We start from the raw sequence: 21264 nt of genomic DNA, 5'->3' as shown, positions 1-21264 counted from the left end.
GCTTGGGCTATCGCCCGCTGTCGAGCTCGCTGATGAGTTGTTCGATCCGGGTGCGGATCTCATCACGGATGGGGCGGACGGCCTCGATCCCCTGACCGGCCGGATCGTCCAGCTTCCAGTCCTCATACCGCTTGCCGGGGAAGTACGGGCAGGCATCGCCGCAGCCCATGGTGATGACCACGTCGGAATCCTGGACCGCCTCGGTGGTGAGGATCTTCGGAGTCGCGCCGGCGATGTCAATGCCCACCTCGGCCATCGCCTCGACGGCGACGGGGTTGATGGTCTCGGCGGGCGCCGAGCCCGCTGAGCGGACCTCGATCCGGTCGCCGGCCAGGTGGGCCAGCCACCCGGCGGCCATCTGGGAGCGGCCGGCGTTGTGCACGCACACGAACAGAACGCTGGGCTTGTCACTCACGAGTGGATCCTTTCCGTCGATTGTCGAGCTCATGCGATGACGCACCGGCCGGATGGCCGGGAGGTGAAGGGTCAGCGATGGCCGGCGTGTGGGATGACCGGTTCCTCCGCGACGGCGGCCGGGCGGCCGGGCGGCCGAACAGGCCGTGGACCAGCAGCAGGCCGATGACACCACCGGCCAGCTGCGCCAGGACGAAGCCGGGCACCGAGGCGACCGCGATGCCCGCGAAGGTGTCGGAGAAGACGCGGCCGACGGTGACGGCGGGATTGGCGAAGCTGGTGGAGGAGGTGAACCAGTAGGCGGCCCCGATGTAGCCGGCGACCGCCGCCGGGGCGAGCGCCGTACGGCCCGACCGGGTCAGGCAGAAGATGACCAGCACCAGCCCCGCGGTCGCGACGGCCTCTCCGAGCCACAGGTGGGCCGCAGAGCGGCCGGTCGTCGCCCAGGTGATCGCGGGCTTGTCGAACATCGCGTTGGCCAGGATCGATCCGCCGATCGCCCCCAGGATCTGAGCGGCGGCATAGGCGCCGAGGTCGCCTGCGGACAGCCCCGTCCCGGTCTGCCGCCCCTGCCACCAGTCGGCCGCCGACACCACCGGGTTGAAATGGGCGCCGGAGACCGGGCCGAGCGTGACGATGAGCACGGCCAGGCCGAAGACGGTGGCGGTGGAGTTCTCCAGCAGCTGCAGGCCGACATCGTGCGGGGACAGGGTCTGGGCCATGATGCCGGAGCCGACCACGACACTCACCAGCAGCGCGGTGCCGAGGAACTCGGCCAGGACACGACGGGCGAGCGGGATCACCTGGTCGCCCCGGCGGGCATGCCGAGCAGGGCCGACAGCTCGGCCAGCGTCTCGGGCACGATCCGGTAGTACACCCAGGAGGCGCGGCGCTCGGAGGTGAGCAGGCCGACCTCCTTGAGCACCTTGAGGTGGTGACTGATCGTCGGCTGGGACAGCGCGAAACTCGCGGTCAGGTCGCACACGCACGCCTCACCCCCGGCATGGCCGGCCACGATGGACAGGATGCGCAGCCGTACCGGATCGCCCAGTGCCTTGAACACCTGCGCCAGACCGGCCGACCGTTCCTCGCTGAGCGGCTCGCGGGCGAGGGGTGAGCAGCACTCCAGCAGGGGCAATGCCTCCATGACCTGTCCTTATCGAGATTCGCCGATATCAGTGGATATCAATATTGACGGTGGTCGATCTCGGCGGGATGACGGGCGAATGAACGTCAGATGGACAGCCCCTCCGGTGCGGGACTTTTCCCTGTGACTTGCCAGGCATTAAACACAAGTTTAGCATCCTAAACATGTGTTCAGCATCATCGGACCTGACCACCCAGGCCAAGATCCGTAACGCGGCCGTCGCGCACTTCGCCCGAGACGGCTTCCAGAAGACCAACCTGCGCGCCATCGCGGCGACCGCGGGAGTGAGCGCCGGCCTGGTCATCCACCACTTCGGCAGCAAGGACAGGCTCCGGAGCGTCTGCGACGAGCACGTCCTGCGCATCCTGGTCCAGCGGGCCGACAACGCCCGCCCGAGCGGCATGCAGGACCTCTTTCGCGAATACCTGTCCAACCCGGAGGAGTACCGCCTCCAGGTGCAGTACATGCTGCGCGCGATCGAGGAGGACACGCCCGCCGCGGCCACCTTCGTCAACACACTGGTGGACGAGTCCGAGGAGATCCTGCGGGCCGGGATCGCCGACGGCACGATGCGCCCGTCCTCGGACGTGCGGGCGCTGGCGGTGCTGAACGTGCTCAACAGCGTGGCCACGCTGACCATGCCGCCCGCCCTGGCGCGCACGCTGGGCTACGAGCGGTTCGGCCCCGACGTGCTGCGCCGCCTCGCGCTGCCCACGCTGGAGCTCTACACCCACGGTCTGTTCACCGACGACGCCGCGCTGAAGGCGGCCAGGGCCGCGCTGGACGACTCACCACAGGAAAAGGACTGACACGATGGCCATCACCCTCCCCAACCTCACGCCGCTGGAGAACACGCTCTGGCTCACCCTGGCGGGCAAGGCGCTCGACTACCGCGCCAAACACCCGATCCTGCGCGACAAGAGAGCCGACGACGTCGTCAGGAAGCTCGACTACGACGCCGGGCAGTTCAAGCTCTCCGCCAGCCCCGTCGCGGGCATCGCGCACCGCTCGCTGGTCATGGACAACATCGTGCGGCGGTTCATCGCCAAAAATCCCGACGCGGTCGGGCTCGATCTGGGTGCCGGACTCGACACCCGCGTCTACCGGGTCGACCCGCCCGCCACCGTCGAGTGGTACGACGTCGACCTGCCCGGCGTGGCCAAGGCCCGGCAGCTGCTGCTCCCCGAGCGCCCCCACGCCCACACCATCGGCTCGGACCTCAATAACCCCCACTGGCTCGACGAGGTCCCCGCAGACCGCCCGGCCGTGATCGTCGCCGACGGCCTGATCGGGTTCCTGTCCAGGGAGGAGCTGGCCACCCTCCTTGACCGTCTCATCCGCCACTTCCCCACGGGGGAGATCTGCTTCAACGGTTACACGCGGTTCCACGTGTGGGCGGCCAGGAAGTACGCCGGCACCCAGTCCGTCGCCCCCTACCTGAGGTCTCCCGGCTTCGACACCCCGCAGGACATCGAGCGCCTGGAGCCCCGCATGAAGCTGGTACGCGAGATCTTCCTGGGCCGCGAGCCCGAGGTCGCCGACTATCCGTGGACCACTCGCCTGGCCAGCTTCCTGACCGCCTGGAGCACGTCCATCTCGCGCAAGGGCACCGCCATCCAGCACTACCGTTTCTAGGGCCTGTACGGACTCAGATCCTTAGATGGGCCGAAGGCTTCGGATCCACATGACGGCACCGCGTAGATGGAGACCGGCGAGGTAACTTCGGAAGTCTTGCCGAAGCGGAAGGCCGGCCCGCACCACTCTTTGATCCGGTTAATGCACCGTTCCGCTGCGTTGCGCTGCCTGTAGAGGTCTGGATCATGGCTGACCGGGCGGCCGCCGATTGATCGGGGTGCCGGTCCAGCTCAGATAATCCGAGCCGTGGACCGGCGGCGCGACAACGCCATGCGCAATTCCGGCCTCTGTAGATCGCCTCAGGAAACGCCGTCGATTTCCTTCATGTATGCGCTGTAGATCAGCCTGTCGTCCGCGGAGAATGCGGCTGGGTTGATGAATTCGAATCCGAAATCACGGTAAACGATGTTCGTTCTGTTGTACAGCTCGTTGTCGCTCGTGGACCAGCCCCCAATGGACTGTTTATTGCTGGGATTGTAGATCTGGAACGAGTCGCCGTCGAAGACTCCACCCGTTACCCATTTTTGTGCGGTCATCTTATCGTAACTGTCGTACAGCTTGCAGGCGCCCGTTGTATTCCGCCAGTTGAAGTAGAGGACGGCCCCTCCGATCGTTGCATTGATCACGAGGTTCCCGACGGAGTCTTGGTATAGCGACCAGCGTATGGCCCCCTCTCTTGTGCTCTTCGACGCCCAGAGCCACTTGTCGTCGCCGTTCGAGACCACGTAGCAGCTGAAGCCGGTGTTATACAGGAAGCCGACAAAAGTCGTCCCGGTGGCGAAGAGCGATGCGGTCAGCCAGCTGAAAGGAAGTGTCGGCCAGAGACTGGCCAGTTCTCGGTCAAGGACTTCCCCGTCCCCCTGCGACTTGACCCGCGATTCCCGGGCTTCATGCACCCGTGCCAGTACTTCGCTGCGACGCTGCTTCAGATCTTCCATGACCAGTCCTTCGACGAGTAGGATTTTGGGAATTCGGCATGCCGATAAAGAAGGCGGCACACTCATGGATTCTGACTATTCCAGCACGGTCAGTGATACCCGGGGCGCCGAATAAGATAACCCAGGACCAGGTAATTTGAACCCATTGACCGATCGCCGAGGTAATCCCAGCAGGCGTAATAGGTGAGACAGGAGCAGATCATCGTAGACGCGGAGGTGTTCTCTTTCCCCCTGACACGGGACGTGAAGTCCCCGTAGAAGCGAAACCTTCAAGCAGGGGGCCTCGTAGTTTTCGGCCGTGGATCCAACGAAGTAGTGCCTGACCAACACTTACAGAAAGACGGTTCGGCCTGACCTGCCCGGCCTGCGGCGATGGCCGCATGGCAGGCCTGCGGGCTGCTGTCACCGCCGGGGCGGTGTTCATGCACTGGCTGATCTTCCAGAGCTTCTCCACCATCGGTGTGCTCTGCCGTACTGCGTGCTCGTGCAGCTACCGCGAAGTCGTCCTTATCAGCTGGTTCCTTGGCATCATCACCCTGATCGGTGTCCAGTTCTGGTCGTACAGGAGCACCTTGGCGTGACCGTCCCTGTTCGTCATGCCGGATGAGCGGTAGCCGCTGATGTCGTCGCTGCGGGCATGTCCCATTCGTGGATGCCGGCCAGGGGTGACCGGCGGCGTTCTTGGCCGCCCGTGGGAGATCTGCGTACTACACACCGCGTGTTTCTCAGGAGACGAACGGCCTACCGCTCTGCCGAAGGCGCGCAGCATGAGCAGCCGGGAGCGCATCCGCATGCGTCTTCGGCGCCCTCCCCGGTGAGGGGGATCGCGGGTACGGCGCAGCAGGCGTCGCCGCGCCAGGCCTCACGGCCTTCCTTGACGGCGACGGCTGCGATGACGAGGGCGGCGATGGGATCGGCCCAGGACCAGCCGAACAGAGTGTTGAGGGCCAGGCCGACGAGCAGAACCGCGGACAGATACGTGCACAGGAGTGTCTGCTTGGAGTCGGCGACCACGCTGGCAGAGTTCAGTTCGCGTCCGGCCCGCCGCTGGGCATAGGACAGACCGGGCATCACGGCGAGCGACAGGGCCGCGAGCACCAGGCCGACCGAGGAATGCTCCGCCTCCCCGACGCCGAAGAGGGCTCGGACCGCGTCGACGGAGACATAGATCGCAAGCGCGAAGAAGGAGATGGCGATGATGCGCAGGGCGGCGCGTTCACGCCGCTCGTGGTCGGCGCTGGAGAACTGCCAGGCCACGGCCAGCGCGGAGGCGACCTCGATAACGGAGTCCAAGCCGAAGCCGATCAGCGCCGCGGAGGAGGCGATCGTGCCGGCGGTGATGGCGACGATCGCCTCGATCACGTTGTAGGTGATCGTCGCGGTCACCAGCCAGCGGATCCGGCGGGCCAGCGCTGTCCGCCGTGCCGGGGTCGGGCCGAGAGAGAGCGTGGTCACGTGGTCTCCTGATCCGAGCAGCAGGTGGAGCCGGGCGGGCAGGAGTCGTGGTCGATGATCAGCACCAGCGAGGCGAGTTCGGCCAGCGCGCGAGCCAGCCGGGGGTCGGCGAGCTGGTAGCGAACCCGGCGCCCGACCGGGGTGGCGGTGACCAGACCGCAGCCGCGAAGGCAGCTCAGATGGTTGGACACGTTGCCGCGAGTGAGTTCCAGCTGGTCGGCGAGGTCCGCTGGAAAGGCCGGTCCCCACAGCAGGGCAAGGAGCAGTCGTCGCCGGGTGCCGTCGGCCAGGGCGGTGCCGATCCGCTCCAGGGCCGTGGCGTCCACGGCGACACCGGGCTGCTTTATCGTCATCTCCACGCCTTGACGATAAAGCCAAGGCTTGATTCAGTTCAAGCTGAACAATAGGGCGAGAAGTCAGCGATAGGGCAAACCGGCGCGCCGTGTTTGCCGCGGGCACGACCTCACCGCGATAGCCATCGCTGCGGCCACGGCGACCGGAACGCACGTCGTCGGCGCGGAACGGAAGATGCCGTCCCGTCCGGCCGGAATCTCCGGATCGCACGAAAGTCACCCCCGGTAGCCATCAGCCACGGAGAGTAATGTATTTTTGTGGTCATGATCGTATCGATGCGGCGAGTCGCACAGCGCGGAGGCATTCTCTCCGCGCTGTGCCTGGCCGTACTCGATATTGTCGTACTGCTGCACCTGGGGTTATGCGTTGCCGCATCCGCTCATGCGGCTCACCATCACGAGTTCGACGCCGAACGACCTGCGGTCGTTTGCGACATGAGCGCCGGACCTCACGCCCCGATCGGTTCAACGGTGTTCCAGGGTGGCATGCCGTGCCCTCAACTTCCCGCCGGGAATGACCACACGCTGTGCGGCGCGGCGGCTGGATCACCGATCATCGGCACGCGTGTCCTGATTCCCGGCGGACGGCCCGCCTGCGTCCCGGTGACGGCCGAGACAGCCGTCGTGGCGTCTCCGATATGGGCGCAGCATTCCTCACAGCCGGTCCGCCCGCTTCCAGGGGCGGCCTTGCTCTTACTCAAATCCGTTTCCCGCATATAGCCGCCCTACGGGCACGCTCGCGAACGACTCAACGCTCGACACGATCGGCATGAGCCGTGGCTTCAGCATGCCCAAAAGCGAGTCGACCACATCGCATTTATGGGAACGGATCATGACATACACGCTTAATTCAACACAGATCACCACTCCTCTGCTCAGCCAGATGATCACTGGAAACACCTGCCACACCCCGGAACACGTGGTCGGCAACACGCCGGTCCTGTGGATTCCAGAGATCGTCTCGGGACAGGGCCGCGGCTTCTGGGCGAAGCTGGAGGGCAGCAACCCGGGGGGAATCAAAGACCGCTCCGCGCTCTACATCGTGGAGCGGGCGCGTGATCGCGGCGACCTGCGGCCGGGCGCACCCATCGTGGAGTCCACCAGCGGGACCTTCGGCCTGGGTCTGGCGCTGGCCGGGATCGTCTACCGTCACCCGGTGACGCTGGTGACCGATCCGGGAATGGAACCGCTCATGCGCCGCCTGCTGGCGGCCTACGGAGCCCGCGTCGTCGTCGTCACCGAGCCCCACTCGGTGGGAGGCTGGCAACAGGCCCGCCGAGAGCAGGTACGCGACCTGCTGAAGGACTACCCGGACGCCTACTGCCCGGACCAGTACAGCAATCCCGACAACGTCACCGCCTACGCGGGGCTGGCCATGGAACTGGCCGGCCAACTGGGCCGGATCGACGTGCTGGTGTGCAGTGTCGGCACCGGCGGCCACAGCGCGGGCGTCGCCCGCGCACTGCGCCGCTTCTATCCCGACCTGCGGCTCGTCGGCGTCGACACGATAGGATCGACGATCTTCGGGCAGCCCGCGCGATCCCGGCTCATGCGCGGCCTGGGCAGCAGCATCCATCCGCGCAACGTGGCGTATGAGCTGTTCAGCGAGGTGCACTGGGTCGCGCCGCCGGAAGCGGTATGGGCCTGCCGGCGCCTGGCGGCGCTGCGGTACGCCACCGGCGGCTGGAGCGTCGGGGCAGTCGCCCTGGTGTCATCCTGGCTGGCCCGCACGCTGCCCGGCCACACCCGGATAGCGGCGATCTTCCCCGACGGCCCCCACCGCTACTTCGACACGGTGTTCAACGACGACTACTGCGCGGCCCAGGGCCTTCTCGGCTCGCCGATGGCGCTCGATCCGGAGGAGGTCGGCCACCCGGCCGAGCGCGAGCTGACGCGCTGGGCACGCTGCGAGACCGTGGTCGATCCACTCACCGGCATGCGGCACGCCGTCACCGGCGAAGGGACAGGCGCCGATGAGGGGACACGGCGGTGAGAAGCACACTGGCCCTGGCGCGGTCCTTCGACCGGCCGGTGAAACTGCTACTGGTCAACCAGCTCACCATCAACACCGGCTTCTACATGCTGATGCCCTACCTGGCGGGCCACCTGTCCGGCACGCTGGCGCTGCCGACGGCGCTGGTCGGCCTCATTCTCGGCATCCGCAACCTCAGCCAGCAGGGCATGTTCCTGGTCGGGGGAACCCTCGCCGACCGGCTCGGCTGCAAACCCATGATCGTCGCCGGATGCGGGTTGCGCACCATCGCGTTCCTGCTGCTGGCGGTGGCCGAGTCCCTCCCCGCGCTGGTGATCGCCTCAGCGCTGACCGGGTTCGCCGGCGCGCTGTTCAACCCCGCCGTACGGGCCTATCTCGCTCATGAGGCGGGCGAGCGCAAAGTCGAGGCCTTCGCGGCGTTCAATGCCTTCTACCAGCTCGGCATCCTGATCGGGCCCCTCATCGGCCTGCTGCTCAACGGCGTGGCGTTCACCCTCGTCTGCCTCACCGCGGGCGTGATGTTCGCCGTCCTGACGATCGCCCAGATCCAGGCCCTGCCACCCCAGGCCGGGAACCGGGAGCGGGAAAAGCGCGCGGTGCTGCTCGACTGGCGCGAGGCGATCACCAACCGCCCCTTTCTACTGTTCGCACTCGCCATGATCGGCTCGTACGTGCTGAACTTCCAGGTCTACCTCGGCCTGCCGCTGGAGGTTCGCCGGATGACGGCCGGCGAGCTCGGAGTGACCCTCATCTTCGTGCTCTCCGGGCTCATGACCATCGCCGGGCAGGCACAAGTGACGGCGTGGGCGGCCCGGCGGTGGCGCCCGTCCCAGGCCATCACCCGGGGCCTGCTCCTGATGGGGCTGGCCTTCACCCCGCTCGTGCTGGCCGCACCGCTGACGGGCACCACCGCCGTCACGGCCGGAGGTATCCCCCACGCGCTCTTGCTGTTGCCGGTCCTCGGCACGGCGGCGCTGCTCAGCCTGGCCACCATGATCGTCTACCCCTTCGAGATGGCGACCATCGTCACCCTCGGCGGTGAACGCTTGGTGGGCACCTACTACGGGCTCTACAACACCCTGGCCGGCATCGGCATCGCCGCGGGCAACCTGCTGTCGGGCTGGGCACTGGACCTCGGCAAGACGACGAGCCTGCCCAGCCTGCCGTGGCTGACCCTGGCATTGATCGGCATCGGATGCGCGGCGGCCGTACGCGCCTTGGATCGATCGGGGCGCCTGTCCGCCTCGCCTGAGGCGGTGTCAGCGGCATAGGCCTCGTGGGCGCTCGGCGGGCGCGTGCCGGTGGCCGCAACGCGCTCGCCGAGCGGCCCGGCGGATGAGCATGGCGCCGGATGAGCTCCGGATCGTCGTGCCTTTCAGCCGGGCATTCGCTGGATGAGACCTCGCAACGCGGCAGCGAGCTGATCGACGTCGTCTCGCGAGCTGAACAGCGCCGGGGTCACCCGGACGCAGTCCCCCCTGGCGGGCCCGCCGCGGCGCACCGTGAAGATCCGGTGCCGGTCGAACAGGGCTTTGGCGATCGCGACGTTGTCGGCCTCCGACGTACGCCCGGTCACCCGGAAGGCGGTGATCGCGCCGTACATGGCGGGGTCCTCGGGCGTGAGGATCTCCATGCCGGGGAGGTCGCGCACCTGGTGGACCCAGCGGTCGCGCAGGTAGCGCAGGCGTGCCTGCTTGATCGGAGCGCCGAGGGTGTCGTGGAGGTCCAGGGCGGTGTCCACCGTGAGGATGGGCGCGACGTCCATGGTGCCGGAATGGACCCGCGAGCGGATGTCGTCACCGGGGTAGGTCTCGTCGGCGAGGGCGGGATCGATGTCGGCCAGGCGGCCGGTGCGGATGTAGAGGAATCCGGATCCCAGCGGCGCCCCCATCCACTTGTGCAGGGAGAACACTGCGAAATCCGCCCCGAGGTCATCGGCGGTGAAGTCGAGCTGTCCCCAGGAGTGGGCGGCGTCGACGATCACGTCGACGCCCTTCTCCCGGGCCATCGCGACGATCTCCCGGACCGGCAGGACGAGCCCGGTGCGGTTGTTCATGTGGCTGAGCAGGAGCAGCCTGACCCGCGGGTGGTCGCGCAGCGCCTCGGCGTAGGCGTCCAGTACGGCCTGCCGGGTCGCCGGCTCGGGAATGATCATCCGCTCGACCTGCACGCCGCGCCGGTCGCGCAGCCAGTTCATGGCGTAACGCGCGCTGTGGTAGTCGAGGTCGGCGTACATCACCGCGTCGCCCGGCCGCAGCCGGTTGTAGCCGCCGATCAGGTTCTGCAGGGCCTCGGTGCCGCCGCGGGTCAGGGCGATCTCCTCCGCGGACGCGCCCAGGACGGCGGCGATGCGCTTTCTGGCCTGGGTGGCCTGGGCGGTGTAGGAGGTGCGCAGCAGGTGGGAGTTCAGCTCGTTGAGACGGTCCACGTTACGGTGGTAGGCGTGGCGCACCGGCTCGGGCATGATCCCGTAGTAGCCGTTCTCCAGGTTGATGAAGTCCGGGCTGACCTTGTACTGCCGCGCCACGGTGTGCCAGAAGCCCTCGTCCTGAGCCAGCCGGTCCGGGGTGACCCCGGTGGGAACGGTCACGGGCTCAGGATCCGGTGACCTCGAGGCCGACGGCCACGGGACAGAGAAAGTGGCCAGCGCGCCGACCCCGGCGATCATTTCACGCCTGGACAAGGTCATCGAATCTCTCCCCCTGGAACGGTGAGAGTTCCGCCCCGGCGGGATCTCACCCGTTGTAGTGACCGGGTTCCAGTGTGAAACGGCCGACCGTCGCGGAGCGGGTATCGGCACCGTCCCGGCGTGGCGTGGTGCGCGGCAGGCGGTGAGTGCTCTCCCAGAAACGTCAGATCCCGCGTGCTCTGTCAACCTGCTCGGCTTCCGCCAGGAGTTCTGTGCCTGCCTGACAGGGTGAGGTAATGAGCCGTTCGAGGAACCTTTGACGCAACGGCATATGCCGCCGAGATCTTTGCATTGCAGCCACATCGGCGCGAACACGATCGCGCTGTAGAACAGGTGCAGCTGGACACCAGGACTGGACCAGGCTGGTCGTGACCGGGTTTGGCCGCGGCGCGCCGTGGCGGGCATGCCGGCGAGATTCGGACGGATACCTGTGGCGGTGGTGCTTGCCATCGCCGCGCTACTGCTACCCCTCGATAGGGCGGCCACCGAGCCGAGACCTACCATCACACAAGCCAAGGCGAAGTTGAAGAAGCTCAACGACCAGGCAGGTAGGGTCGTCGACCGCGCGCCTGATCGCCGAACAGACGAAACTGCTGCGCAGGCTGGGTGCCTTCCGAGTCGGGAACCCCAACAGCACCGGCATCGTCTACACGGGTCCGGCCTCGGGTAACGCCAGAAGCGCGTTGGTGTTCGCCTACGCGCAGGTCGGCAAGCCATACCAGTGGGGAGGCGAAGGTCCAGGATCGTACGACTGCTCAGGGCTTATCCAGGCCGCCTGGCGCAACGCCGGGATCAACCTCCCTCGCACCACTTGGGAACAGTGGAGCTGGGGAGCCAGCAGGCGAGCGCCACTGGACCTGAACCAGTTGCAGCCCGGCGACCTGTTATTCAGCAAGGGTCTCGGTCACATGGGAATGTACGCAGGTGGCGGCAAGATGGTGCACGCCCCACGGACCGGCGACATCATCAAGGTCGTCGACCTCGATGACTACTGGTGGGGGCGCTTCCTCGGCGCTGTCCGGCCTTGACGAGGGTGGACCTTCAGTGTCCTCCATGCCCGTGGCCGACGAATGACCCGGACGGCTTGCCTGGCGGCACCAGTCCGAGCGCGACCGCGGCCGCGGCTGCCGCGATGACCGCGCACGCGGTGAGCGCGGCGGTGAAACCCCCGATGTCGGCGGTGCCGGGCGCGAGGCTCGCGGCGGCCGCTGTGGAGACGACGGCGACCCCGATCGACCCGCCGAGTTCGTGGAAGGTGGTGATGACACCGGAGGCCACGCCGGCCTCGGAGTGAGGGACGTTGGCCATGGTCGTGGTGGTGGCGGTGACGAACGCCGGGCCGATACCGACGGCGGCGACGATGAAGCCGGGCAGGAGGGTGGTGTAGGCGTTGCTCTCAGGGGAGATCCGGGTCATCAGGGCCACGCCGGCAGCGGTGAGCAGGAACGCGGCCACGGCGACGGGCCGGCCGCCGATCTTCCCGATGAGGTGGCCGCCCAGTTGTGCGCCGATGGTGATGGCGATCGCGACCGGCAGGAACAGCAGGCCGGTCTGCAGCGCGCTGAACCCGAGCACCTGCTGGAGGTACAGCGAGCTGAGGAAGAACAGTGCGAGCATCAGTCCGGTCGCGATCAGCATGACGAATGCTCCCGAGATCACCGGGCGGCGGGCGAGCGTCTCGGCTCGCATCAGGGGCGCCTTGACGCTGCGCTCGACCATCACGAACACCACGTAGAGGATCGCCGCCCCGCCCAGAGGGAGAAGGGTTTCGGCCGCACTCCAACCGGCGTCACCGGCGTTGACGAGGCCGTAGATCAGCAGAGCGGTCGCGGCGGTGACGATGAGCGCACCGGGCACGTCCAGCCGCTGGCGCTCCGGCCGCGAACCATCGGCATGGACGACCCGGGGAAGGACGAGGAGGACCAGCAGCCCGATGGGTACGTTGACGAAGAACACCCACTCCCAGCCGGGACCGGCGGTGAGGACGCCGCCGAACAGCACGCCCATCGCGGCTCCCGTCCCGCCGATCGCCGCCCATACGCCCAGGGCGCGGGTGCGCCGGGGGCCGTGGAAGGTGGTCGTGATGATCGCCATAGCCGATGGCGACAGCAGGGCGGCGCCCACTCCCTGCGCGGCGCGGCCCGCGATGAGGACGATGCCGTCCGGAGCCAGACCGCAGGCCAGTGAGGCGAGCGTGAACAACGCCAGCCCCGCCAGCAGCGTGCGCCGCGCCCCGAACGCGTCGGCGAGCCGTCCGCCGAGCACCATCAGGCCGCCGAAGGACAGCGTGTACGTCGTCACCACCCAGGTGAGTGCCTCGCGGTCGAGGGCGAGGTCACCGCCGATGCTCGGCAGGGCGACCTGGACGACGGTGATGTCGACGACCAGCATGAACTGTGCCAAGCAGAGCAGGACGAGTGCCGTCCATCCTCGGGAATCGGGTGTTGCTTGGGTGCCGGGCGGCGCGACGTGCATGGGGTGACCATGGCTCATGACGTGACCTCCTGATGATGGGCGGCTCGACGCCTGATCCCATAAATCGAACAGCCTTGTTCGGATTAGTCTAACCATGCGGGGGTAAGGTATGTCGAACACGGGATGCGATCCGGGTCGCGCGGCGCGGGAAAGGCATCGCCTACTCTTCCGTCATGGCCACCACGCAAAAGGACGCAGACGCTGGAGCACCGGCGCGCGGCCCCCTCCCCGGGTCCTCCGCGCGCGGCCGGCGCCGGGCCGACGCCGAACGGAGCATCGCGACCATCATCGACGCCGCGGTGACGGCCTTCAGCGAGAACCCCGAGGTCAGCATGGTGGACATCGCACGTGTGGCCGGGGTCGGCAGGGTCACCCTCTACAGCCATTTCTCCTCCCGGGAGGAGCTCATGGACGCGGTCATGGCTCACGCCGTCCGGGAGACCAATGCCGTACTCGACGGGGAGGCATCAGAGGAGACCCCCACGCGGCAGGCATTGGGCAGCCTGATCCGCTCGTCCTGGCAGGTTCTCAGCCGGTACGGCCGGCTGCAGGAGGCCGCCCTGCGCGTGCTGGGCCCCGAGCGCATGCGCGAACATCACGACGAACCACTGATCCGGATCCGAAACATGATCGACAGGGGGCGGCGGGAGGGGACGATCCGCGATGACCTGCCCGAGGACTGGCTCGTCTCCGTCTTCTACAGCCTGCTGCACACGGCCGCACTGGAGGTCGACTCCGGTCGCCTACGGCCGGAAGCCGCCCCCGACGTGCTGGAGGCGACACTCCTGTCCGCCATCGGGGCATAGCCCGCCGACGGCACATCTCCAGGCTCTGGCTTTCTCCGGCAACGCACACTTGGCCGGTGAGCCCGCAGGGGACGAGGGCCGCCATGCTGCGTCGAACTCATCAGGATGAGCCGCACGCCGTACTCAGGACCGCAGCCCAAAGAACCGTACTGGCCAGCCAGGGATGAGACCCTTCTCCGCGAGGAGCGGGCGCCACGGCCACGCCTACGTCATCCACAGCGACGCCGGAGGATGAAGGCTCAGCCATGGTCAGTCGGCTATGACCTGGTTGCCGAGGTGGCCGATGCCACCAACACCGTCTACGGCCAGCAGGTGGCACCCCGACCTCACTGGGCTACCCCTGCCAGGGAGAGGCTGAATAGCCCTAGCGCCAAGGACTTCCGGCCCCTGCTCGCGCAACCGGGATGGTGGGAACGTGACAGTGACGGAAAAGACCTGCGTCACGGTGGACACCGAGCCGACCTCATTCTTCCGGCAGGAGACCCACTATGAACCTCACCAAGAACGCCTACGGCCTGTATGCACTCGCGCTCGGCGTCGCCGTGGTCGGCGCCCTGGCGTTCGGCGTGTCCGCCGAGGCCCTCATCCTGCTGGCCATTGTCGCTGCCTGCCCGCTGATGATGCTTTTCATGATGCACGGCATGCACGACGGTCACAGCGGCCGGGGCCGGCACATCGGCCAGGCAGACCCACCGCACGAGCACGAGCCCCACCAGTCCGGACCGAGTCAGCCATAAGCGGCCAGGTCCGGACGGCATTGGAGGGAGCCCGTCATGGACACCGTGGTGGCGGTGGTGGTGACGCTGATCGGCGCATTGATCATGGCAGCCATGCTCTATGACATGGCGCGCATGATCACGACCAGTGAGACCCGCTGTCCTCCACTGGCCCGGCTCCGAGATCGGCGTGCGGCCCTGGAGGCCGCCGAACGATGGTGTGTTGGCCTGCGGCTGCACGGCCAGATCGACGTATTCACCTACCAGAGGCAGATGAGCGGTTTCGCCCGCGGAAAACGCACAACCTCGAGGAACATCCGTTATCGATGAGATCGACCTGCGCCCGGGGACGTTTCGGCGAGAGAGGGCAAGCGAAGCCTTTTAAGAGCGAGGGCGTTGATGGCGACGATGACGCTGGAGCCGGACATGGACAGTGCGGCGATCTCCGGGCGCAGCATGAGGCCGAAGGCGGGCTCGAACACGCCCGCGGCGATGGGTAAGGCGATGGCGTTGTAGCCGATCGCCCAGCCCAGGTTCTGCCGCATCTTGCGCAGGGTGCCACGGCCGATGCGCAGGGCGGTGGGCACGTCCAGGGGGTCGGAGCGCATGAGCACGACATCGGCGGTCTCGATGGCCACATCGGTGCCGGCGCCGATGGCGATGCCCAGGTCGGCCTGGGCGAGCGCGGGGGCGTCGTTGACGCCGTCGCCGACCATGGCCACCTTGCGGCCACCGGCCTGCAGCTCGGCCACCTTGGTCGCCTTGTCGCCGGGCAGCACCTCGGCGACCACGGTGTCGATCCCCAGCCGCTGGGCGATCCGCTCGGCGGTGGCGGCGTTGTCGCCGGTGAGCATGACCACTTTGACGCCGAGTTCGTGCAGGGCGGCCACCGCCGCGGCCGAGGTCTCCCGAGGCGCGTCGGCGATGCCGATCACTCCGGCCGCCGCGCCGTCGACCGCGACCATGATCGCGGTACGGCCGCCGGCGGCCACCTCGTCACGGCGGGCGCCCAGCTTTCCGAGCTCGACGCCCTCTCGCTCCAGCAGCCGCCGGTTGCCCACCGCCACCCGGTGTCCGGCCACGGTGGCGACGGCGCCGTGGCCGGGCACGTTCTCGAACCGTTCAGCTCGTGGCGCGTCCAGCCCGCGCGTGTCGGCGTGGCGGACGATCGCCTCGGCCAGCGGGTGCTCGGACTCCCGTTCGACCGCGGCCACCAGCCGCAGCAGCTCATTCTCGGTGACTCCGTCGACGATGATGTCGGTGACCTCCGGCTCTCCCTTGGTCAGGGTGCCGGTCTTGTCCATCACCACGATCTGGATGCGGGCGAAGGTCTCCAGGGCGATCGCGTTCTTGAACAGGATGCCGCGCTTGGCGCCGAGCCCCGTACCCACCATGATCGCCGTGGGGGTGGCCAGGCCGAGCGCGTCCGGGCAGGCGATGACCACGACGGTGATGGCGAACAGGGTCGCGACGCTGATCGGGCGGCCAGCCAGGATCAGCCAGGCGGCGAAGGTGAGGCCGCCGCCGATCAGCGCGACGAGCACCAACCAGAAGGCGGCCCGGTCGGCCAGTTTCTGCCCGGGGGCCTTGGAGTTCTGTGCCTGTTGGACGAGCTTGACGATCTGCGCCAGCGCGGTGTCGGCGCCCACCCTGGTGGCTCGCACCCGCAGCGTGCCGTTGCGGTTGATGGTCGCCCCGATGACCGCGGAGCCCGGTTGCTTGTGCACCGGCAGGCTCTCGCCGGTGACCATGGACTCGTCCACCTCGCTGTCGCCGTTCTCGACCACCCCGTCGACCGGGATCTTCGCTCCGGGACGGACCAGCAGCAGGTCGCCGGCGACGACCTCGGCGGTGGGCACCTCCACCGGCTCGCCACCGCGGATGACCACGGCCTTGGGCGGGGCCAGGTCGAGCAGAGCGCGGATGGCGTCGTTGGCGCCGCCGCGGGCGCGCATCTCGAACCAGTGTCCGAGCAGCACGAAGGCGGCCAAAACGGTGGCGGCCTCGTAGAACACCTCACCACCGCCGGTGAAGGTCACGATCACCGAGTACAGCCAGCCCGCGCCGACCGCCACTGCGACCAGCACCATCATGTCCAGCGTGCGAGCCCGCAGCGCCCGCACCGCCCCTTCGAAGAAGATCCAGCACGAGTAGAAGATGACCGGCAGGCTGAGCAGCAGCGCCCACACGTTCTGATGCAGCCCGAACGGGACCGGCAGGTTCAGGCCGAGCACCTCGGTGCCGATCGGTGACCACGCCACGATCGGGATCGAGAACAGCAGCGCCACCAGGAACCGGTTGCGCATGTCGGCCACCATCGCGGCCATCGACATCCCGGCGTGCCCCCCATGCCCCATCATCTCGTGTGGGGAAGGCAGTGCCTCTGCCTTGCCATGGGCCGCGTGCTCCGCGTGGTCCATGGCCGAGGGTCCAGTGTGAACGTCGTGGGCAGCGCGCCCGACGGGAGCTCGCCAGCCGGGCCGATGATGTTCTGACAGTACGGCGGCGTCTGCCTGCCCCGGCTCGCGGGCGACCCTGTGGTGTTCGCCATGGCTGGCCACCGGTGGGTCCGGCTCGTCCATCGGATCGCAGATGTGAGAAGGCACCGACTGACCAGCACAGTGGTAGCCGCATTCGATCACCCACGCACGCAGCTCGACCAGCGAGGTACGGGCCGGGTCGAACACCACGGTCGCCGTCTGGGCGACCGGGTTGACCTCCACCTCCAGCACTCCAGGGCGGCGGCCGAGCCGGGCCTCGACGACATTCTGCTCCGAAGCCCACTGCAATCCGCTGACATCCAGGATCGCGATGCTGCGCTCCTTGCCACCGCTGTGGCGAGCGTGGATGTGATCCATCACGGGCCAGCCTCCTTCACGATAGGAGGGCGCTGGAGCTGACGTGCTCCTATAGCTCATCGTAGATCTATCGTTTCCGGAGCCGGTCGGCCTCCTCAGGCGCCATCGTCGAGTTCCGGGCGGACAAGGCGGCCGGCACGAGCGAGACGACCACGATTGGCTCTCCCGCGTATCACCCTGGTTCCGCGGAGTGCCGGGGCCGGTCCCGTCTGCCCTGGCGCGAGAGGTGCCACAGCTACGCCTATGCAGCGTCATGCAATGCGCCGAAGTTGACTTCGGCGCAGCGGGTAGCAGTAGGCCGTGTCATGCGAGTTCGTTCGCATGACGTTTCGCTTAGGCATGGCTCGCCAGGGGTTAACCTCCGGCAGTTTGCCTGGTGGTGCCAACCGCGACTCCGGCTCCGATTACGTGTTCCGGCACTTTCCGGTCAAAACGTCAATCTTTCGCTGATCCTGCCAAAACCTGCAGGTCACCCCGTATGGCCAGGTCGTCTCCGGGCACATACGCGCTACGTCTGGCATGGCTTTCGGTTCTCCGCATACGGGCCGAGTGCACACGTGGGAAGCCCCGAGACTTGCCCCGGCAAGGCGTGACGGGATTCGAGGATCCGGAAAAGGAGCGACACCCATGTTCATCAACCGATCCGTCACGCGCGGGCTCGCGCTGACCGTCACGGCGGGAGCCGGCGCGCTCGTGCTGCTCACCGCCTGCGGGAGCGGCGACGGCGCCACGGCCGGACTCATCGACAGGCCGAGCACCCCGACCACCTCTCCGAGCCAGCAGCCGGGCGCGTTCTTCAACGACGTGGATCGCATGTTCGTGCGGATGATGATCCCTCATCACAAGCAGGCCGTGGAGATGGCCGAGTTGGCCAAGACGCGCGCCAAGAGCCCGGAGGTCAAGAAGCTCGCGGCCAAGATCCATGCTGACCAGGAGCGGGAGATCGCCACCATGACAGGCTGGCTGTCAGCGTGGGGCGAGCCTGCGGCGCCCTCTGGAGGAGAGGAGCACGGCATGTCCCCGATGCCCTTCCCAGGGATGGGGGACCACGGCATGCCCGGAATGATGAGCGATGAGGACGCAGAGGAGCTTGAGGCGGCCACGGGCGCGGAGTTCGATCGCATGTTCCTGCGGATGATGATCCCTCACCACAAGGGTGCGATCATGATGGCCCAGATGGAACAGGCGCGGGGAGTGAGCCCTGAGGCCAGGAAACTCGCCGAGACCATCGAGATCACTCAGCAGATGGAGATCGAGCAGATGCAGAAGCTGCTCGATCAGCTCTGATCCACGGTCTCGCGAGCCGCTGAATGGGACCCCTGTCATCGTGTCTTTTGCGCCCAGCAACAGGCCGGCCTGCTGTGGCATTGGCCGTACCGCCGTGCCGGTGATTTCTATTATTACTATGAGTGATAGTAGAAATCACTCTGAACGCTCCTCGCGTTTGCCAGGCCAGAAGAGCTCCGGTCGGTGTCGGCGGCCGCCTGCTCGTCGCCGTCGATGACGCCTCAAGGCCTGATCACCTGCGCCAACTCGGCGAACCCTATTCGACCGTGAAATCGAGACCCTCCTAGGGGAATGGAACCCCCCAGGGGTATGTTAAGGTCGCAAACCGAGATACCCCATAGGGGTACATGCGAGAGGAGAACCTCATGTGCACGGCATGTGCATGCGGCACCGCGGACACCACCTCCGCGCAGGTTGAGACCAGCGGCGGGACCGCCTATCAGGTCAGCGGGATGACCTGCGGCCACTGCGTCTCATCGGTCTCCGCCGAGATCGGCAAGGTCGGCGGCGTGACCGGCGTCCAGGTTGACCTGGCAAGCGGCTCGGTCACCGTCAGCGGAGCGGGCTTCTCCGACGGGGAGATCCGCGCGGCGGTGGAGCAGGCAGGTTACGCCTTGGTCGACGCCGTACCGGCCAGCACTTCCTAGACGAACCTCACCCGAGAGAACAAGCGGTGGGCGTGCATTGGCGTGCACGCCCACCTGCGGGGCCGGTCCGACTCGAATCACACCCAACCCCCATAACGCATCCTGCCACCCCCGGCGAGGATGCGAGGAATCAGGAGCGCGGCATGAACGCCGTCAATCCACGCAGGTGGCAGGCACTCATCGTGCTCGCCGCCGCACAGTTCATGGTCATCATGGATACCTCGATCATCGGTGTCGCCCTGCCCGACATGCAGCGCGACCTCGGCTTCTCCCAAGGCAGCCTGCAGTGGGTCTTCAACGCCTACGTCATCGCCTTCGGCGGCCTGTTGCTGCTCGGCGGGCGGCTGTCCGACCTGTTCGGCGCCCGCAAGATCTTCACCACCGGCTGGATCATCTTGATCGCCGGCTCCGTCGTCGCCGCGGCGGCGGGCAACGCGTGGGTCGAGATCCTCGGCCGCGGCGTCCAGGGCGTCGGCGGCGCGCTCATCGCCCCGGCCTCGATGACCCTGCTCATGATGCTCTTCGGGCACGACCCGCGCGAGCTCGGCAAGGCCATGGCTCTGTACGGTGCCGCCGCGCCCGCCGGCGGCACCGCCGGAGTGTTCCTCGGCGGCGTGATCACGCAATATCTGAGCTGGCCGTGGGTCTTCATCGTCTACGTCCCGATCGGCCTGGCCACCCTGGCCGCCGTCCCCGCCCTGCTGCCCGCTGTCCAGGGCAAACGTGGCTCGGTCGACGTGCTCGGCGCCATCGCCGTCACCACGGGCATCGCCCTGGCGGTCTACGCCATCGTGCGCGCCCCCGAACAGGGCTGGAGCTCACCGGCCACGCTGCTGGAACTGGCCGGGGCTCTTGCGCTGCTGGCGCTGTTCCTCGTGGTCCAGCGCACCGTCCGCGAACCCCTCATGCCGCTGGGTGTCTGGCGCACCCCGGGCCTGGCCACCGCCAACCTGGCGATGGCGCTGCTCGGCGCGGCGTGGATCCCGATGTGGTACTTCCTCAACCTTTATCTGCAGCAGGTGCTGGGCTACGGCGCCTTCGCCGGCGGGGCCGCGCTGCTGCCGATGACCGTCGCGATCATGATCTTCATGATCGGCATCACCGCCCGCCTGCTCGGCCGCTTCGGGGCCAAGCCGCTCATCGTCATCGGCCTGCTCGTGCTGGCCGCCGGCGTGGCGGGCCTGTCCCTGGTCAGGCCCGATGGGGTGTTCGTCTCCGACGTGCTGCCGGCGTCGCTGATCGCGGCGGTCGGCATGTCCCTGGCCTACATCCCGGCGATGATGTCGGCCATGTCCGGGGTGCGCCCGGAGGAGAGCGGCCTGGCGTCGGGCATCGTCAACACCACCTACCAGGTCGGTTCGGCCCTCGGCCTGGCGGTCATGACCGCGATCGCCACCTCCAGGGGCGCCACCGAGCTGGGAAATCTTCCCAGGCTCACCGACGGCTTCCAGGGTGCCTTCGTCGGCGCCGGAGTGGTCGCGGCCGCCGGTGCCGTGCTCACGCTGCTGCTCATGCGCAAGACCAGGCCGATGGTCACCGATACCGGCACCCAGCGGGAAGCCGCGCGTGCATAACCCGGCTGGAGCACGCCTCTGAGGCTCGTGCATAACCCGGCTGGAGCACGCCTCCGAGCACCCCATCGCCCAGGCCGCTCTCGGCCTGCTCAACCCGATGATCGCCGGAGCCGCCATGGCGTTCTCCTCGGTCTTCGCGGTGAGCGACAGCCTGCGCCTGCACGGCTTCAAGTAACGTCGATCAACGACAAGCACCGGCGTGGGGGGGGGGGGGGGGGGGCCGGCCCGCCCCCCCCCGGGGGCAAGACCAACACCCCCCACGGGGGGGGGGTCCAGA

21 protein-coding genes are annotated in these 21264 nt (G+C 67.6%); 12 read left to right on the top strand and 9 right to left on the bottom strand.

Annotated features, from left to right (window positions below; genetic code table 11):
• Positions 1–7 precede the first annotated feature (7 nt).
• From ACFY2X_RS26540 to ACFY2X_RS26530, 3 genes are read right to left on the bottom strand one after another with little or no spacing between them, the layout of a single operon-like run.
• Positions 8–448, bottom strand: a complete 441-nt coding sequence (locus ACFY2X_RS26540; RefSeq protein ID WP_389942577.1) for an arsenate reductase ArsC — start codon at positions 446–448, stop codon at positions 8–10.
• Positions 408–1217, bottom strand: a complete 810-nt coding sequence (locus tag ACFY2X_RS26535; RefSeq protein WP_389942574.1) for an MIP/aquaporin family protein — start codon at positions 1215–1217, stop codon at positions 408–410. Before ACFY2X_RS26535 ends, ACFY2X_RS26540 begins: the two co-directional genes overlap by 41 nt.
• Positions 1214–1561 carry an ArsR/SmtB family transcription factor gene (locus ACFY2X_RS26530; RefSeq protein WP_389942571.1) on the bottom strand — a complete coding sequence of 116 codons (348 nt, stop codon included), beginning with the start codon at positions 1559–1561 and terminating at the stop codon, positions 1214–1216. Before ACFY2X_RS26530 ends, ACFY2X_RS26535 begins: the two co-directional genes overlap by 4 nt.
• Before the next feature lie 164 nt (positions 1562–1725).
• On the opposite strand from ACFY2X_RS26530, the gene ACFY2X_RS26525 reads away from it, so the two are divergent.
• A complete protein-coding gene (locus ACFY2X_RS26525) occupies positions 1726–2370 on the top strand; it encodes a TetR family transcriptional regulator (RefSeq protein ID WP_389942568.1) in 645 nt (214 codons plus the stop codon).
• Between the two features lie 4 nt (positions 2371–2374).
• Complete coding sequence (locus tag ACFY2X_RS26520; RefSeq protein ID WP_389942565.1) at positions 2375–3196, top strand: class I SAM-dependent methyltransferase; 822 nt, start codon at positions 2375–2377, stop codon at positions 3194–3196.
• A gap of 299 nt (positions 3197–3495) precedes the next feature.
• On the opposite strand, the gene ACFY2X_RS26515 is transcribed toward ACFY2X_RS26520, so the two are convergent.
• Complete coding sequence (locus ACFY2X_RS26515) at positions 3496–4134, bottom strand: hypothetical protein (RefSeq protein WP_389942562.1); 639 nt, start codon at positions 4132–4134, stop codon at positions 3496–3498.
• Between the two features lie 380 nt (positions 4135–4514).
• On the opposite strand from ACFY2X_RS26515, the gene ACFY2X_RS26510 reads away from it, so the two are divergent.
• A complete protein-coding gene (locus tag ACFY2X_RS26510) occupies positions 4515–4715 on the top strand; it encodes a hypothetical protein (protein WP_389942559.1) in 201 nt (66 codons plus the stop codon).
• A 160-nt stretch (positions 4716–4875) separates the two neighbouring features.
• On the opposite strand, the gene ACFY2X_RS26505 is transcribed toward ACFY2X_RS26510, so the two are convergent.
• The gene (locus tag ACFY2X_RS26505) at positions 4876–5589 is read right to left on the bottom strand and encodes a cation transporter (protein WP_389942556.1); all 714 of its coding nucleotides are present in this window, start codon (positions 5587–5589) and stop codon (positions 4876–4878) included.
• Positions 5586–5942 carry a winged helix-turn-helix domain-containing protein gene (locus tag ACFY2X_RS26500; RefSeq protein WP_389942952.1) on the bottom strand — a complete coding sequence of 119 codons (357 nt, stop codon included), beginning with the start codon at positions 5940–5942 and terminating at the stop codon, positions 5586–5588. Before ACFY2X_RS26500 ends, ACFY2X_RS26505 begins: the two co-directional genes overlap by 4 nt.
• An 832-nt stretch (positions 5943–6774) precedes the next feature.
• Between ACFY2X_RS26500 and ACFY2X_RS26495 the strand changes: the two genes are divergently transcribed.
• Together ACFY2X_RS26495 and ACFY2X_RS26490 are read left to right on the top strand one after the other, a co-directional pair.
• Positions 6775–7935, top strand: a complete 1161-nt coding sequence (locus ACFY2X_RS26495) for a PLP-dependent cysteine synthase family protein (protein ID WP_389942553.1) — start codon at positions 6775–6777, stop codon at positions 7933–7935.
• Entirely contained in the window at positions 7932–9206 is a 1275-nt protein-coding gene (locus ACFY2X_RS26490; RefSeq protein ID WP_389942551.1) for an MFS transporter, read from the top strand. Before ACFY2X_RS26495 ends, ACFY2X_RS26490 begins: the two co-directional genes overlap by 4 nt.
• Before the next feature lie 104 nt (positions 9207–9310).
• Here the strand turns inward: ACFY2X_RS26490 and ACFY2X_RS26485 are convergent, their stop codons facing one another.
• Positions 9311–10525, bottom strand: coding sequence for an aminotransferase class V-fold PLP-dependent enzyme (locus ACFY2X_RS26485; RefSeq protein ID WP_389942548.1), 1215 nt, complete (start codon positions 10523–10525; stop codon positions 9311–9313).
• A gap of 785 nt (positions 10526–11310) precedes the next feature.
• On the opposite strand from ACFY2X_RS26485, the gene ACFY2X_RS26480 reads away from it, so the two are divergent.
• Complete coding sequence (locus ACFY2X_RS26480; RefSeq protein ID WP_389942545.1) at positions 11311–11652, top strand: C40 family peptidase; 342 nt, start codon at positions 11311–11313, stop codon at positions 11650–11652.
• Positions 11653–11665: 13 nt separating this feature from the next.
• Here the strand turns inward: ACFY2X_RS26480 and ACFY2X_RS26475 are convergent, their stop codons facing one another.
• Positions 11666–13117 carry an MFS transporter gene (locus ACFY2X_RS26475; protein ID WP_389942542.1) on the bottom strand — a complete coding sequence of 484 codons (1452 nt, stop codon included), beginning with the start codon at positions 13115–13117 and terminating at the stop codon, positions 11666–11668.
• A gap of 155 nt (positions 13118–13272) precedes the next feature.
• Between ACFY2X_RS26475 and ACFY2X_RS26470 the strand changes: the two genes are divergently transcribed.
• From ACFY2X_RS26470 to ACFY2X_RS26460, 3 genes are all read left to right on the top strand, one after another.
• Positions 13273–13905: a TetR/AcrR family transcriptional regulator gene (locus tag ACFY2X_RS26470; RefSeq protein WP_389942539.1), complete on the top strand. Its 633-nt coding sequence runs from the start codon at positions 13273–13275 to the stop codon at positions 13903–13905.
• Between the two features lie 488 nt (positions 13906–14393).
• Positions 14394–14642: a DUF2933 domain-containing protein gene (locus ACFY2X_RS26465; protein WP_389942536.1), complete on the top strand. Its 249-nt coding sequence runs from the start codon at positions 14394–14396 to the stop codon at positions 14640–14642.
• Between the two features lie 36 nt (positions 14643–14678).
• A complete protein-coding gene (locus ACFY2X_RS26460; protein WP_389942534.1) occupies positions 14679–14951 on the top strand; it encodes a hypothetical protein in 273 nt (90 codons plus the stop codon).
• Here the strand turns inward: ACFY2X_RS26460 and ACFY2X_RS26455 are convergent.
• A complete protein-coding gene (locus ACFY2X_RS26455) occupies positions 14942–17479 on the bottom strand; it encodes a heavy metal translocating P-type ATPase (protein WP_389942532.1) in 2538 nt (845 codons plus the stop codon). The genes ACFY2X_RS26460 and ACFY2X_RS26455 overlap by 10 nt on opposite strands.
• A 627-nt stretch (positions 17480–18106) precedes the next feature.
• On the opposite strand from ACFY2X_RS26455, the gene ACFY2X_RS26450 reads away from it, so the two are divergent.
• The 3 genes from ACFY2X_RS26450 to ACFY2X_RS26440 all read left to right on the top strand — a co-directional run bounded on the left by ACFY2X_RS26450 (position 18107) and on the right by ACFY2X_RS26440 (position 20987).
• On the top strand, positions 18107–18766 hold the full coding sequence (locus ACFY2X_RS26450; RefSeq protein WP_389942529.1) for a DUF305 domain-containing protein: 660 nt from the start codon (positions 18107–18109) through the stop codon (positions 18764–18766).
• 365 nt (positions 18767–19131) lie between these two features.
• The gene (locus tag ACFY2X_RS26445) at positions 19132–19413 is read left to right on the top strand and encodes a heavy-metal-associated domain-containing protein (RefSeq protein WP_389942527.1); all 282 of its coding nucleotides are present in this window, start codon (positions 19132–19134) and stop codon (positions 19411–19413) included.
• Positions 19414–19556: 143 nt separating this feature from the next.
• The gene (locus ACFY2X_RS26440; RefSeq protein ID WP_389942524.1) at positions 19557–20987 is read left to right on the top strand and encodes an MFS transporter; all 1431 of its coding nucleotides are present in this window, start codon (positions 19557–19559) and stop codon (positions 20985–20987) included.
• The last annotated feature ends 277 nt before the right edge of the window (positions 20988–21264 follow it).

Source organism: Streptosporangium sp. NPDC000396, assembly GCF_042898655.1.
Lineage (GTDB): Bacteria > Actinomycetota > Actinomycetes > Streptosporangiales > Streptosporangiaceae > Streptosporangium.
Note: the sequence above shows the minus strand (reverse complement) of the source record. Positions and strands in the feature narration are given on the sequence as shown.

Excerpts from the sequence above, each read along its gene's own strand:
- ACFY2X_RS26460 (WP_389942534.1), top strand. The coding sequence starts at position 14,679 with ATGGACACCGTGGTGGCGGTGGTGGTGACGCTGATCGGCGCATTGATC.
- ACFY2X_RS26440 (WP_389942524.1), top strand. The coding sequence starts at position 19,557 with ATGAACGCCGTCAATCCACGCAGGTGGCAGGCACTCATCGTGCTCGCC.
- ACFY2X_RS26530 (WP_389942571.1), bottom strand. The coding sequence starts at position 1,561 with ATGGAGGCATTGCCCCTGCTGGAGTGCTGCTCACCCCTCGCCCGCGAG.
- ACFY2X_RS26520 (WP_389942565.1), top strand. The coding sequence starts at position 2,375 with ATGGCCATCACCCTCCCCAACCTCACGCCGCTGGAGAACACGCTCTGG.
- ACFY2X_RS26470 (WP_389942539.1), top strand. The coding sequence starts at position 13,273 with ATGGCCACCACGCAAAAGGACGCAGACGCTGGAGCACCGGCGCGCGGC.
- ACFY2X_RS26455 (WP_389942532.1), bottom strand. The coding sequence starts at position 17,479 with ATGGATCACATCCACGCTCGCCACAGCGGTGGCAAGGAGCGCAGCATC.
- ACFY2X_RS26525 (WP_389942568.1), top strand. The coding sequence starts at position 1,726 with ATGTGTTCAGCATCATCGGACCTGACCACCCAGGCCAAGATCCGTAAC.
- ACFY2X_RS26510 (WP_389942559.1), top strand. The coding sequence starts at position 4,515 with ATGGCAGGCCTGCGGGCTGCTGTCACCGCCGGGGCGGTGTTCATGCAC.
- ACFY2X_RS26495 (WP_389942553.1), top strand. The coding sequence starts at position 6,775 with ATGACATACACGCTTAATTCAACACAGATCACCACTCCTCTGCTCAGC.
- ACFY2X_RS26465 (WP_389942536.1), top strand. The coding sequence starts at position 14,394 with ATGAACCTCACCAAGAACGCCTACGGCCTGTATGCACTCGCGCTCGGC.
- ACFY2X_RS26540 (WP_389942577.1), bottom strand. The coding sequence starts at position 448 with ATGAGCTCGACAATCGACGGAAAGGATCCACTCGTGAGTGACAAGCCC.
- ACFY2X_RS26450 (WP_389942529.1), top strand. The coding sequence starts at position 18,107 with ATGTTCATCAACCGATCCGTCACGCGCGGGCTCGCGCTGACCGTCACG.
- ACFY2X_RS26500 (WP_389942952.1), bottom strand. The coding sequence starts at position 5,942 with ATGACGATAAAGCAGCCCGGTGTCGCCGTGGACGCCACGGCCCTGGAG.
- ACFY2X_RS26445 (WP_389942527.1), top strand. The coding sequence starts at position 19,132 with ATGTGCACGGCATGTGCATGCGGCACCGCGGACACCACCTCCGCGCAG.
- ACFY2X_RS26475 (WP_389942542.1), bottom strand. The coding sequence starts at position 13,117 with ATGAGCCATGGTCACCCCATGCACGTCGCGCCGCCCGGCACCCAAGCA.
- ACFY2X_RS26515 (WP_389942562.1), bottom strand. The coding sequence starts at position 4,134 with ATGGAAGATCTGAAGCAGCGTCGCAGCGAAGTACTGGCACGGGTGCAT.